This window comes from Enterococcus faecium, from assembly GCF_029023785.1.
Lineage (GTDB): Bacteria > Bacillota > Bacilli > Lactobacillales > Enterococcaceae > Enterococcus_B > Enterococcus_B faecium.
The window spans coordinates 585,479-599,974 of the sequence record NZ_CP118955.1; the positions used below are offsets into that span (position 1 = coordinate 585,479).

A 14,496-nucleotide genomic window follows, 5' to 3' on the forward strand; every position below is an offset into this window, starting at 1 on the left:
AGCCTGCCGTTTAACTCTGAGCCACAAGGAACAATTTCAAAAAACAGCTTCTCATGTTTTATAAATATTGTGACTTGTGGCCGAGGAGTTGGCAGGAGAACACCGTTTAAGGAAGAAGTTGTGAAAAAGCTGTCCTGCATCAAGAAATAAGGAGCTGCGACAAGAATTTTGTCACAGCCTCTTTTTTTGTACGAATACCGAGAAACTGGCTTTTGAATACCGTGGAGTGAAGCGGTCACCACAAGACTTTTATCTCTTCATTAGTTTAATCGCTTACATCGCAGCGGTTTTATGCTGTGAAAAGTGGACGGAATAATCTTTAGAAAGAATAAAAAAATCTTAAGATAACAACTTTTTTAGGAAATTTTCATTTTTCAGGAGCAAAATAAGAAAAAATGTGAATAGAGAGAAGTGATATACGTGACACAACTTAAAAAATTGTGCCAAAATCGTTTAGCAATCGTTTTGACAGCTGTTTTCTTTTTCTGGCTGAAGACGATCATTGCCTACTATGCAGATTTTTCATTAGGTGTGGAAGGTACGATCCAGTACTTTATCTTGTGGATCAACCCAATTGCGACTACCTTATTGTTTTTTGGCCTTTCTTTGTATATTAAAAAGCCAAAGCCAGCGTTAGCTATTCTTTTGATCATTGATATTTTAAATACGCTTTTGTTGTACTTGAATATTATTTTTTATCGGGAATTCACAGATTTCATTACAGTCAAATCTGTATTAGGCTTTTCGAAAGTGTCGCAAGGATTGTCAGGAAGCTCCTTTTCTTTGATGAAGCCCCATGATGTCATCTACTGGCTGGATATCGCTGTGTTCATTGGGCTACTGGTTTGGTTGAAGGTCAAGAAAATACCTATCAAAAGCAACCCTGTCGGCAAACCGATGGCTATCGCTGTTACCTGTCTTTCAGGGCTTATTTTTTCAGGAAATCTAGCGCTGAGCGAAGCCAACCGTCCACAATTGCTGCAGCGAACATTTGACCGTTCATATATTGTCAAATATCTAGGAATCGATGCGTATACTATTTATGACGGAATCAAAACAGGAATGACTAGCAGTGTTCGCGCGCATGCAAGCAGTAATGGGATTGATGAAGTTTTAGATTATACAAAGAAACATTATGCAGAGCCAAATCCCGAAACATTTGGGATCGCTAAAGGGAAAAATGTGATCGTTCTCCATTTAGAAAGTTTCCAGCAGTTTTTGATTAATATGAAGGTAGACGGACAAGAAGTCACACCGTTTTTAAATAGTATTTTCCAGAATCAAGCAACGATCAGCTTTGACAATTTCTTTCATGAAGTAGGACAGGGAAAGACAAGTGATGCTGAAAATATGTTGGAAACTGGCACATTTGGTTTACCTCAAGGCTCATTATTCACAGAACTTGGGTCAGACAATGTCTTTCAAGCCGCACCAGCGATCCTTGGACAAAAGCAAGGCTATACAAGCGCTGTTTTCCATGGGAATGTAGCTAGTTTTTGGAATAGAGATCATGTATATAAAAACTTAGGTTATGACAATTTCTTTGATCGATCTTATTTTGATGAATCCGACGAAACGTTAGGTTATGGGATATTAGATAAAGATTTATTCAGAGAATCTGCCCAATATCTTGAGCATCTACAACAGCCGTTTTACACGAAATTTCTTTCCGTAACCAACCACACGCCTTATTATACGGATGACAAGAATTTCGACTTTCCATCTTTGAATACTGGCAATAGCACAGTAGATAATTATGTTCGAACGGCACATTATCTGGATCAATCATTGGAACAATTTTTTACGTATTTGAAAAAATCTGGTATTTACCAAAATTCAATCTTTGTGATTTACGGGGATCATTTTGGGATCTCGAATACAGATAATAAAGATTTAGCAAGCGCTCTTGGTAAAGATCCAGATACATGGGATGAATTTGACAACGCACAGATGCAACGAGTGCCATTGATGATCCATATGCCTGGTTATACTAAAGGGACAGTCAATCATGAATACGGTGGAGAAATCGATGTTTTGCCGACATTACTACATCTATTGGGAATCGATGATAAAGATTATCTTCATTTTGGTACAGACTTATTATCTTCTCAGCATGATCAAGTAGTTGCTTTTCGAAATGGGAACTTTGTGACACCCAAATACACCGTCCTAGGAGGAAAAGCTTACAATAATCAGACAGGAGAAATCATCGATACGAAAGCAGCAGGAATCGATGAGGAAATCTCCAAAGATCAGGAAAAAGTCAAGACTGCGTTAAGTCTTTCAGATAAGCTGAATCAGGAAAATCTCTTGCGGTTTTATGTGCCAAACGGATTTGAGACGATTGATCCGAAAAAATATGACTATAAAAATGAAGCGGAACGTAATGAAGCAATCGAAAAGCAAAAAGGCGAACATTCGACAAGTGTCTTTTCAAAAAATGGTAATAAAACAACAACCAACTTATATCCAGTAACAAGAACAGACGTTGAACAGCAAAAAAATAATCAATAAACAATCAAACCAACCTTCAGTAGTTAGACAACATTCTAATGCTTGAAGGTTGGTATTTTTTATGAAAAAAACATTTTTTTATTTTTTTCGTGTATTTTTCCTTTTTAACGTATCTATTTATTGAATGTGGAAAAATTTAAATTAAAAAGGAGAACTATTATGTATGATGGTGAATTGATCAAGAAACTTCGAGTCAACAAGAAGTTGACACAGTCCCAATTAGCGGAAGGAATCTGTTCTAAGACTTCTCTAGTCGGGATTGAGACAAATTCAGTGAAAAAAATGTCATTTGTAACATTGAGATCATTTTTAGAGCGAATGAACATGACACTTGCAGAATATGAATGGATGCGAAACCAGCTGGATGAACCAATAAAGTTAAAGAAAAAAAGACGAATGCTAGATCGGGTACAAGAAGACAGCTTTGATCCTTATAAAGAGATCAGCAATAACCGTAGGCATTTTAAGAAAACAGAAGATCTGTATTATTTGGTTTTGAATCTTCACATGGTCGAAAAAACAGAAGTATCTGAGACAGAATTTGAATTTTTACGTTATGAATGCCGAATCATTGAAGAATACTTGATGCAGATACCAGACTATGGTCAATTTGAACTATCTATTCTAGCTGATTTTCCTTGGATATTCAGTGATCGGTTCATTGAGAACAATTATTTGAAAATCAAAAAAAGAATGCGACGATTAGCACAGTTGAACAATCATGAGCAGTATCTCTTTACTTTTTTAATGAACCTGACTTCGTTTTATATAGAAAATGGTCGGTTGAAAAAGGCACGTAGTGTGAATGAAGATATGAAACGGAGCTTAGCACATAAAGAAAGAAGTACAGTGATCTATGAAACATTGATGGCAGATTATTATCAAAGATTGATTTCTGCTGCTTTAGGGGAAGAAAAGACGAAAGACTACCAAGAATTCTTCACAGTGCTCGAATATATGTTAGGAAAGAATCAACGGAGGTCCTTAGAGAAAAAACTGCTGGTCTAGTTGCTGGGTTCAGCAATGGCCAGCAGTTTAGAATTTGTATCACTTCGCCGCTTTTTCAGACGGTTTGTTTATATCGAATGGCGGGAAAAAGCGGGCGATCTCTTTTACCGCAGCATCACGGGAATCAGAAGCGTGAATGATGTTTTCAGTCCCCGGCAGCGCGTAGTCTCCTCGGATCGTACCTGGAACAGCATCGGCAGCTTTTGTTGCTCCAACCATCTTACGGACGATATCGATCACTTCCTCGCCGACCAGCACAAGATAAACGACAGGACCGGAAGTCATGTAATCGATCAGTTCATCAAAAAAACTGCGCTCAGTCAAGTGCTGATAATGTTCTTTTGCTAATTCAGGAGTCATAGTTTCAAACTTCATTTCAGCAATGGCCAGTCCCTTTGCTTCAAAACGTTGGATGATGCTTCCGACTAAATGGCGTCTCACGCCGTCTGGCTTGATAATAACAAGTGTTCTTTCCATAACAGCACCTCATTTCCTACTATATTTCTATTATAGCGGGAGGTGGAAAATGAGACAAATAAAACCGCGTGAGACAGGAATATAACGTGTGTATTTTAAAAAAAGTATGAAAAACATGGAAAATTGATTTGACATCCTCTTTTTTAGTTGTTATATTAACGAAGGAAAACCGAATAAGATTTGTTAGGTGAGGCTCCTATACAAACATAGGCTACTGCCCAAAAACGTCGAGAGACGCCAATGGGTAGAACAGGAATTGTCGAGATAAGGCTTTTCATAAGGTAGCTAAAAGCAGGTATCTGCTTTTTACGTTGTACAGTGTCAAAACTCAACGATGAGATCTGAGAAGCTTTTTTTAATATGCTTTTTCAAACCTTTCGCTGAGTATTTGGCGAGAGGTTTTTTTGTTGCCGCAAATCCCCATCGGTGAAAAATAAAAAGGAGGTGGTCTAATTGGAAAAATAACTATTCGAAAAATGATTGGAAGTCATGAATTAAAATTACTTAGTAAAGGAGATGAGAACAAATGGATGACAGTCATTCGAAAAACAAGGATCTAGAGGAAAGGCCAGGGCTATTATCTATCTGTTCTCAGCCCCTTTCAGTTTTTTCTCTATCGATCCGATGAATAGCTAAAGACCAAAAGCAGCGAGAACAGCTGTCTTTTGGACACAAAGGAGAGATTGAGATGGAAAAAAAGAAAGATACACAAAAAATCTATGCAGCTTTTGCTGGAAAAACGAAACAAGAATTATTTGAACTATTCCATGCATCAGCAAATGGATTGACAGAAGAACAAATCGAACGTTCAAGAGAAAATTACGGTGAAAATGCGATTTCATATGGCAAAAAAACACCATTCATTGTAGAAATATTGAAAGCATACATCACGCCATTTACATTAGTGTTGATCGCATTAGGAATTATTTCATTCATCACGGAATATGTATTAGCAGCTCCTGGAGATAAAGATCTTTTCGGTGTAGCCATTATCTTCACTATGGTTATCGTCAGCGGGACAATGACGTTGATTCAGTCCGTACGTTCCAATCAAGCGGCTGAAAAACTGAAATCACTTGTGAAAGTAACGGCAGCTGTAAAACGTAATGGAAAGTACACAGAGATTCCTATGGAAGAAATCGTCTGTGGAGATCTTGTTCGGCTTTCAGCAGGGGATATGATACCAGCGGATATGCGTTTATTGTCCGCAAAGGATTTATTCATTTCCCAAGCAGCATTGACAGGGGAAAGCTATCCAGTAGAAAAGCATGCGAAAGTATGTGAAGACGATCAGCAAAGCGAAACAAGTTACGAAAATCTTGTCTTTATGGGAAGTAATGTCATCAGTGGAAGTGCGGAAGGAATCATTGTTTCTGTTGGAAATGAAACACTATTTGGTCATGTAGCAGAAACGCTATCTGAAAAACCAATTCAATCAAGCTTTGAATTAGGCATCCATAAAACATCCATGCTACTGATCAAATTTATGTCATTGATGGCTCCAGCAGTTATCGTCATCAATGGGCTTACAAAAGGGGATTGGCTAGAAGCTTTTCTTTTTGGACTATCTGTAGCAGTTGGTCTAACACCTGAAATGCTTCCAATGATCGTTACGACGAATTTGGTCAAAGGAGCAAGTGTGATGGCCAAAAAAGGAACAGTGATCAAAAATTTGAATGCCATCCAGAACTTTGGTGCAATCGATGTGTTATGTACGGATAAAACGGGGACATTGACACAAGATAAAATCATTCTTGAATATCATATGGATTGTGAAGGAAATGAAGATGATCGTGTTTTGCGCCATGCGTATCTAAATAGCTACTATCAAACAGGGCTGAAAAATTTGTTAGATGTGGCTATCATTGATGAAGCAACAGAAACTTTAGATACAGATAAGATCAATTATCAAAAAGTGGATGAAATTCCTTTTGATTTTGAACGTCGTCGTATGAGTGTTGTGGTTGCTGATCCAGCTGGTAAAACACAAATGATCACAAAAGGCGCGATTGAAGAAATGCTGAACATTTCTAAATTTATTGATCTTGGCGGTACTGTTACACCATTAACAAAAGAACGAAAAGAAGCCGTACTTGCAAAAGTACAGTCACTTAATGAAGATGGCTTACGAGTGATTGGTGTCGCACAAAAGACCAATCCAAGCGTCGTTGGAGAATTTTCAGTCAAAGATGAGTCAGACATGGTTTTGATTGGTTATCTTGCTTTCCTTGATCCACCAAAAGAAACAACGAAACAAGCGTTGAAAGCTCTGAAAGAACATGGTGTAGCTGTAAAAGTTCTGACTGGGGACAACGAATTAGTTACACGTTCAGTGTGCCGTCAAGTAGGTCTAGAGATCAATGAATTGGTTACCGGTGAGAAAATCTCGGAAATGAGTGATCATGAATTAGCACAAGTAGCTGAAGACCATGAAGTATTCGTAAAATTGAATCCTCAGCAAAAAGCACGTTTGACGACAGCTTTACGTAAAAATGGTCATACTGTCGGATTTTTAGGAGATGGTATCAATGACGCTCCTGCAATGAAAGTGGCTGATATCGGTATTTCTGTAGATACAGCTGTGGATATTGCGAAAGAATCTGCAGACGTGATCCTTTTAGAAAAAGATTTGACGATTTTGGAAAGAGGCCTTCTTTCTGGACGAGAAACTTTTGGGAATATCATGAAATATATCAAGGCTACAGCAAGTTCTAATTTTGGCAATATGTTTTCCGTGCTGATTGCAAGTACGTTCCTGCCATTTTTACCAATGCTGCCTTTACAACTTTTGTTTTTGAATCTGATCTATGATGTTTCCTGCATTTCCTTGCCATGGGATCGGATGGATAAAGAATATTTGGACGAGCCAAAAAAATGGAATGCATCTAGTATTGGGGAATTCATGGTTTACTTTGGTCCAACAAGTTCGATATTTGATATTACTACTTACTTGTTGATGTATTTTGTTATTTGTCCTGCTGTAGTGGGCGGAAGTTTCCATACATTGGATAGTTCACAGCGAGTGATTTTCATCGCATTATTCCATGCAGGATGGTTTGTCGAATCACTATGGACACAAACCTTAGTGCTCCATGCACTGCGTACACCGAAAGTACCATTTATCCAAAGCAACGCAACATTTGCCATGTTTGTTATCACTACATTAGGAATTATTGTCGGTTCTGTCCTTCCTTTTACAAGTTTTGGTGCTGAATTAGGCTTGATGCCACTTCCTGGCAATTACTGGTTATGGTTATTTGCTACAGTCATCGCTTATCTGGCGCTTGTGACAGCTGTGAAGAAAATCTATATCCGTCGATTCCAAGAACTCTTATAAACGAGAAGGCTGGTTCTTTGCTTCTGTTCTTTTTGGACCAGTCGTGCTAAACTATGTGTATTGTTTTGGAAAGGATTAATGTATAGATGAAAGGTGCAATATTTGATTTAGATGGTTTGTTAGTTGACACAGAAAAAACGTATCGTGATGGCTGGCTTTGGGGATTTCAGCAATTTGATATCCATATCCCAAAAGAAATCGTTGACGCTTGGGGCGGAAAAAACTGGAAACAAAGTTTTGATATTTTAGTGAAAGCAGCAGGTAGCCCTGAAAAAGTACAGGAAGTCCGAGCGAAGCGTGAAGAATATTTTTATCAACAGCTGACAAGCGGAGCCATCCACTTAAAACCATATGCAAAAGAAATATTGGCAGACTTAAAAGAACGTCATATGAAACTAGGCATTGCTACGACCACTGTTACGAAAAGAGCAACAGATATCTTGGATCACTTTAAATTAGCTGATTACTTTGACACGTTTACATTCGGAGACGAAGTGTCGGAGAACAAGCCTTCACCGATTCCTTATCTGACAGCTTTGGAACGAACAGGATTAGAAGCTAGTTCAGCCTTTGCAGTGGAAGATTCTTTAGTAGGAGCAACAGCTGCTTCACGAGCAGGATTAGGCGTTGTTTTGATACCTGATTCCAGTTTTGTCCGAAATTATACCGTCGAAGAAAAGGAAAAATTGAAACTTCTTGCGGAAGGAAAAGATCTTCGAACTGTTATTGAAATGTTAAATAAAAAAACAGAAAAATAAATATAGAAAAAATAATTTGAATTTCGTACTTGACTTTTCAGTTTTCCTCATGTAGATTAATCCCAACAACAAAATATCGATTTCGTTGAAAAGGAAAGTAAGTTTGGAAACTTTGCAGAGAGGCTCTGGCTGGTGAGAAGAGTCAAGTAAGAAAAGCTGAAAATGGCCTTGGAGAATAATTTGTCGATAAGTAGGCAAATTCGGAACTGTTCGACCGTTAAAACGAACGCCAATCTCTCTTTTTGAGATGTTGGGCTTGAGGGAAGGAAACTTCCGAAAAAAGGTGGTACCGCGATACGTCGTCCTTTTACTGACATAGTTTATGTTAGTAAAAGGACTTTTTTTTTGAATATTATTTGCATTGAAATGGTAAGTACGATAGAAGAACCTTTGACAGAGAGCTTCGGTAGCTGAGAAGAAGCAAGGAACGACTATTGGAAAATGGCCATCGAGCAATTCATCCCGAGCATAGATGTAAGGCGATGACGGCTGCGACCGATATCTTGCTAGAGTATGATCGTACTTGAAGAGGAGTTGTGTGTGAACACAGCTTGAACATGAGGTGGTAACACGCAAAAAAGCGTCCTCAAGAAAATGACATTTTCATTTTCTTGAGGACGCTTTTTTTAGATAAGGAGGAATTTTAATGATTGAATTGCGAGATGTTTCTGTATGTTTCAAACAAAAAGAAAAAGAGATACAGGCAGTAGATTCTGTAGATTTAACGATTGAAAAAGGCGATGTTTATGGAATCGTCGGTTACTCAGGTGCAGGGAAAAGTACGTTAGTTCGTGTGATGAATTTGCTGCAGAAACCAACAGCAGGAGAAGTCATTGTCAATCAGACGAATTTGAGTCAGCTCTCTCCCAAAGAATTGCGAAAAGAAAGAAAGGCCATCGGTATGATCTTTCAGCATTTCAATCTAATGGAAAGCCGAACTATTTTTGACAACGTTGATTTTTCTTTAAAGTATTCTGGAAAATCGAAACAGGAACGTCGTCAAAAAGTGAATGAACTACTGGAACTTGTCGGTTTGGAAGAAAAAGCATCTGCTTATCCTAAACAACTGTCGGGGGGACAAAAACAACGAGTAGCAATCGCACGAGCTTTGGCGAATGAACCTAAGGTATTATTATGTGATGAAGCAACCAGTGCACTTGATCCGAAAACGACCCTTCAGATCCTTGCATTGTTAAAAAAATTGAATCGCCAGTTAGGTTTAACAATCGTCCTGATCACTCATGAGATGCAAGTTGTCAAAGAAATCTGCAACAAGGTAGCGGTTATGGAAGATGGAAGAATCGTTGAAAAAGGTAGCAGCATCCAGATCTTCAGCAATCCTGAAGAAGAATTGACCAAAGATTTTATTCGAACAGCTACTCATCTTGACCAAGCATTAGAAACGATCATTGCCCATTCTGCTTTTGCCGATCAGATCGCCAATAAATGGCTGGTGGAATTAAGTTATATTGGAAATCAGACGAACGAACCTCTAATCGCTCATCTGTACAGCAAATATCAAGTAACAGCGAATATTTTATATGGCAATGTAGAGTTATTACAAGAAACGCCGTTAGGGAGTTTGATCGTTACTTTAGCTGGAGAAACCAAACAGCGGAAAAAAGCATTGGATTATTTGATCAAATCTGGTGTAAAAATAAATATTTTACAAAAAAACGAATTAGATAGTCGTATCAAAGTGATCGAAGGAGGAAGATAAAATGACTGATTTCTTTAAAACATATTTGCCCAATGTTTATTTGATTCCGGATGAATTTGTCGAAGCGACGAAGCAAACACTATATATGTCTTTTTGGACAGCATTCATTGGCGGGATGATTGGAATCATCTTAGGTGTGACGTTAGTAGTGACACGCCCTAATGGATTACTAGCTAACCGTCTGCTATTTGAAATACTTGATAAGCTGATCAATATCATTCGTTCCATCCCTTTCATTATCTTGCTTTCTCTTTTAGCATTGACTACTCGTTTCTTAGTTGGAACGACGATTGGTGCGAAAGCAGCTTTAGTGCCATTGATTTTTGGAGTTGTTCCGTTTTTTGCTCGTCAAATCGAGAACGCACTGCTAGAAGTTGATCCTGGGGTGATCGAAGCGGCAGAAGCGATGGGAACCAGTCCAATCGGTATCATTTTACGTGTGTATTTGTTAGAAGGTTTGCCTGGTATCATTCGGGTCTCGGCGTTGACTATCATCAACGTGATCGGACTGACTACCATGGCTGGAGCAGTAGGTGCAGGCGGATTAGGGAATCTTGCTATATCGAGAGGGTATAATCGATTCCAAACAGATGTAACGATTGTGGCTACATTATTGATTCTAATCTTAGTTTTTTTAAGTCAATTTATCAGTAATCAACTGATTAAAAAAATTACACATTGAAAGTGGAGGAGAAAAAATGAAAAAAATTATTCGTTTTGTAGTCATTACATTTGTAGCAATTATTTGGTTGACAGGGTGTAGCCAAGGAAAAGCAGATACAACTGACAAAAAAGAAACTATCGTAAAACTAGGGATTATTGGAGAAGATACAGATGTATGGGACAACGTGAAAGACCGTTTGAAAAAGGAGAACATTAATTTGGAATACGTGAAATTTACAGATTACAATCAACCAAATGTGGCTTTAGCAGATGGATCGATTGATTTGAATTCTTTCCAACATCAATTTTTTTTAGACAATTACAATAAAGAACACGGAACTGATTTAGTATCGATCGGAAATACTGTCAATGCACCGCTGGGAATTTATTCTAACACTTTGAAGGATGTAGCTGATATCAAAGACGGAGCAAAAGTAGCAATCCCTAATGATGTTACAAATGGCGGCAGAGCTCTTCTGTTATTGCAAACTGCTGGATTGATCAAAGTGGATAAGGCAAAAGGACAAGCGCCCACTGTTTCTGATATTACCGAGAATAGAAAAAATCTAGACATTTCTGAATTAGATGCTTCCCAAACAGCACGTGCTTTGTCAGATGTAGACATTTCAGTGATCAATAGCGGTGTAGCTGTAGATGCTGGATTTAATCCTGCTTCTGATGCCATCTTCTTAGAACCAGTGGATGACCATGCACGTCCTTATGTGAATATCATCGTTGCAAGAAAAGAAGATGAAAACAATAAAACGTATCAAAAAATAGTAGACGCTTATCAAACAGAAGACACAGTCAAAGTAATCGAGAAAACATCAAAAGGATCAAGCGTGCCTGCATGGGAAACATTCGGGAGAAAATAAGAAAAATGACTAGCATAGGAGGAATTTTTTATGACAACAACAATCTCAACAAACCAATTGAAGGATCTAATCCAATATCGTTTACCAGAATATCAAGCACTTGCTCTAGATATCCACGAACATCCTGAAGTAAGTAACTATGAGTTTTATTCCTCAGCAGCGTTGATTAAACAATTAGAAAAAGAAAGGTTTTGGGTAGAAAAAGAAGTAGCTGGACACCGAACAGCCTTTGATGCACGTTATATTTCCAATAAACCCGGTCCCACAATTGCCTTTTTGGCAGAATTCGATGCTTTACCAGGTATTGGTCATGCATGCGGGCATAATTTGTTTGGTACTTACTCCGTATTAGCCGCCAGCATAGTGAAGCAATTCATTGATGAAACTGGTGGAGAAATCCGTGTATATGGCACCCCAGGGGAAGAAGGGGGCGAGAACGGATCAGCTAAAGGCAGCTTTGTTCGAGAAGGTTTTTTTGAGGATGTCGATGTAGCGTTATGCGTCCATCCAGCTTTTCGTTATGGGAAAACGACAGAATCTTTAGCGAATGATCCAGTCGACATCAAATTTTACGGTGTCGCTTCCCATGCAGCAGCAGCACCTGAAAAAGGAGTAAATGCTTTGGAAGCATTGATCCAAGTGTTTAATGGAATCAACGCTCTACGCTTGCAATTGCCAAAAGATGTCAATATCCATGGGATCATTACAGACGGAGGAGTAGCTGCCAACGTCATTCCAGATTACGCTGCTGGACGTTTCTATTTACGTGCAGGAAATCGGCAAACATTAGATAAAGTATATGAAAAAGTGGAAAATATCGTACGAGGTGCTGCGATAAGTACGGGCACGACTTTTGAGTTTGGATTGTTCCAAAATGCAGTTGATGATGTCATCGTTACTCCTTCTTTTGATGACTTATTCTTCCAGCATGCAAAAGAAGCAGGTGTTCCAGATGAAGAAATAGAAACGGAACAAAGAACAAGTCTCGGTTCTTCTGATGTAGGAAATGTCAGCCAAGTCATACCAACAATCCAGCCTACGGTAGCAATCTCTGAGACATATATTGCCGGACACACAGAAGAATTCAAAGCTGCTGCTAAAAGTGACAAAGGCCTTGCTTCTATTGCGATTGCAGCAGAACTACTCGCCAATACAGCTCTTGATCTGTTGAAAGAGCCAAAGCTATTAGAAAGAATCAAGCAAGAACATCAAGAAATAGTAGCAAGAAAAAAACAAGAGGGTGCTACTTTCTAGTAAAAAATAAACTTGTGTGTGAAAGTTATAAAAATAATTTTCAGAAAAATGAAAAAATATTTTCTTTTTCATTGACAAATGATCTTATGGAAGGTAAACTTCGTACAAGTCAACTTTTCACGCAGTAGCGGTTAGGTGTTTTGTTCAGAAAGTCGGTGGTCGCTGTGAACCGATCAAGCCTAATTGACGAATTACATGGAAAGTCCATACATTTGAATAAAAGTTTGAAAGTGAAAAACAGATCTGTTTTTAATTAAGGTGGTACCGCGGAGTCATTCGTCCTTAGTTTAAAACAGGTCTTTTTATTTTTATAAAGGAGGAATCGCGGATGAATTGCGGCGGAGTAATCCGATATCTTAACTTTTTTAGAACATAAGAACAACTAAAAAAGGAGAGATTATCATGGGAAAAAAAGGAACACCAAGTTTTTTAGAAGCAACACTTGTATTAATGGTTATTGTTTTAGGCATTGCGATTGGCGTTGTCGGATTAAAGGTCTCACCTAATATCACGATCTTAGCAGCGATCGGAATGGTCATGTTGTATGCAGTGATAAAAAGATACCCGACAGATTGGCTGCACGAAGGAATCATCAATGGCATCAAACCAGGAATCATCCCAATCTTTATTTTTATTTTAGTCGGTTCATTGATTGCTGTATGGATACAAGCAGGGATCATTCCAACTCTAATGGTCATTGGGTTCAAATTGATCAGTGTCCAGTGGTTTGTCCCTTCTGTATTTGTTGTGTGTGCAATCGTAGGTAGCGCTGTAGGGAGTGCCTTTACTGTTATGTCAACGATTGGGATTGCATTTTTCGGTATTGGGACAACACTAGGCTTAAATCCAGCGCTGGTTGTTGGAGCTATTGTTTCAGGTGCCGTTTTTGGAGATAAGATGTCTCCATTATCCGAATCAACAAATCTAGCAGCAGCTATTGTTGATGCCGATTTGTTCAAACACATCAAGCATATGATGTGGTCAACTGTCCCGGCATTTGTTGTTTCTTTCTTTTTATTCATGATTTTAGGACACACAAGTAAAGCCGCAAGTCTTTCATCTATTCGTGAAGTGACTGATGTTCTAGAAGCAAACTTTACTATTTCAATCTGGTCACTGATTCCTTTATTTTTAATGTTACTGTGTGCATGGAAAAAGGTGCCGGCAATTTTAACGATTTTGTTGAATATCGCTGTAGCAGTAGGAATGATTTTTATTCAAAACCCACAAACTTCCTTAACGAAGTTGGCTGGGGTCATCGAATCAGGGTTTGTTTCAAATACTGGAAACCAACAAATCGATTCACTGCTTAGCCGCGGAGGAATCGAAAGTATGATGCCTACTGTGTCATTGATTATTCTAACTTTGTCATTAGGTGGATTGTTGATCGAATTTGGCTTGATCTCAACCGTGATGGAACGAGTATCAAGAAAGATGACGAACACACCAAATTTGATTTTTACAACATTGATGACAAGTATCGGAGTAAATATTTTTATTGGTGAACAATTCCTATCTGTTATTCTGCCTGGTAATGCATTTAAAGAAACTTATGAAAAAGCAGGATTTGATCCAACTGTATTAGGTAGAACGCTAGAAGATGGTGGAACAGTAATCAACTACTTAGTGCCTTGGGGAATTGCCGGAAGTTTCGTAGCAAGTACATTTGGTATTCCTACACTCACTTACTTGCCATTCGTATTTTTCAGTTTGCTTTCTCCTGTGTTTTCGATGGTCAGTGCCTTCACAGGTTGGGGAATCTCAAAAAAATTTGTGAAACCGCAAGAAGCAGTAAGCAAGACAGCGCAATTAGAACAATAAAAACATAAAAAGGGATTGTGACAAGACTTTTGTCACAATCCCTTTTACGAATAAACGGTATTCAAAAGC

10 protein-coding genes, 1 riboswitch and 2 other annotated features are annotated in these 14,496 nt (G+C 38.4%); of the genes, 9 read left to right on the forward strand and 1 reads right to left on the reverse strand.

The genetic code is table 11. The annotated features are described in order from the left end of the window. Positions 1-420 precede the first annotated feature (420 nt). Together PYW34_RS02730 and PYW34_RS02735 are read left to right on the forward strand one after the other, a co-directional pair. Entirely contained in the window at positions 421-2,514 is a 2,094-nt protein-coding gene (locus tag PYW34_RS02730; protein ID WP_002293776.1) for an LTA synthase family protein, read from the forward strand. Between the two features lie 159 nt (positions 2,515-2,673). Beyond that, complete coding sequence (locus tag PYW34_RS02735; RefSeq protein WP_002334097.1) at positions 2,674-3,522, forward strand: Rgg/GadR/MutR family transcriptional regulator; 849 nt, start codon at positions 2,674-2,676, stop codon at positions 3,520-3,522. A gap of 39 nt (positions 3,523-3,561) precedes the next feature. On the opposite strand, the gene ndk is transcribed toward PYW34_RS02735, so the two are convergent. After that, positions 3,562-3,999: a nucleoside-diphosphate kinase gene (gene ndk, locus PYW34_RS02740; protein WP_002293327.1), complete on the reverse strand. Its 438-nt coding sequence runs from the start codon at positions 3,997-3,999 to the stop codon at positions 3,562-3,564. Between the two features lie 172 nt (positions 4,000-4,171). Next, positions 4,172-4,346, forward strand: a riboswitch (M-box (ykoK) riboswitch). A gap of 341 nt (positions 4,347-4,687) precedes the next feature. Here ndk and mgtA point away from each other — a divergent pair. The 7 genes from mgtA to nhaC all read left to right on the forward strand — a co-directional run bounded on the left by mgtA (position 4,688) and on the right by nhaC (position 14,427). Then, a complete protein-coding gene (gene mgtA, locus PYW34_RS02745; protein ID WP_002296188.1) occupies positions 4,688-7,336 on the forward strand; it encodes a magnesium-translocating P-type ATPase in 2,649 nt (882 codons plus the stop codon). A gap of 86 nt (positions 7,337-7,422) precedes the next feature. Further along, the gene (locus tag PYW34_RS02750; RefSeq protein ID WP_002293780.1) at positions 7,423-8,094 is read left to right on the forward strand and encodes an HAD family hydrolase; all 672 of its coding nucleotides are present in this window, start codon (positions 7,423-7,425) and stop codon (positions 8,092-8,094) included. 76 nt (positions 8,095-8,170) lie between these two features. Beyond that, positions 8,171-8,404: a binding site (T-box leader), on the forward strand. 42 nt (positions 8,405-8,446) lie between these two features. Next, positions 8,447-8,685: a binding site (T-box leader), on the forward strand. 55 nt (positions 8,686-8,740) lie between these two features. Next, complete coding sequence (locus tag PYW34_RS02755) at positions 8,741-9,814, forward strand: methionine ABC transporter ATP-binding protein (protein ID WP_002293784.1); 1,074 nt, start codon at positions 8,741-8,743, stop codon at positions 9,812-9,814. A 1-nt stretch (position 9,815) separates the two neighbouring features. Next, positions 9,816-10,496 (forward strand): methionine ABC transporter permease, encoded by a 681-nt coding sequence (locus tag PYW34_RS02760; protein WP_002293786.1) that lies wholly within the window; start codon positions 9,816-9,818, stop codon positions 10,494-10,496. A 16-nt stretch (positions 10,497-10,512) separates the two neighbouring features. Next, positions 10,513-11,352 carry a MetQ/NlpA family ABC transporter substrate-binding protein gene (locus PYW34_RS02765; protein ID WP_002334098.1) on the forward strand — a complete coding sequence of 280 codons (840 nt, stop codon included), beginning with the start codon at positions 10,513-10,515 and terminating at the stop codon, positions 11,350-11,352. Between the two features lie 30 nt (positions 11,353-11,382). Beyond that, on the forward strand, positions 11,383-12,606 hold the full coding sequence (locus PYW34_RS02770; RefSeq protein ID WP_002293788.1) for a M20 family metallopeptidase: 1,224 nt from the start codon (positions 11,383-11,385) through the stop codon (positions 12,604-12,606). A 402-nt stretch (positions 12,607-13,008) separates the two neighbouring features. Further along, entirely contained in the window at positions 13,009-14,427 is a 1,419-nt protein-coding gene (gene nhaC, locus PYW34_RS02775) for a Na+/H+ antiporter NhaC (protein WP_002296182.1), read from the forward strand. Positions 14,428-14,496 lie beyond the last annotated feature (69 nt).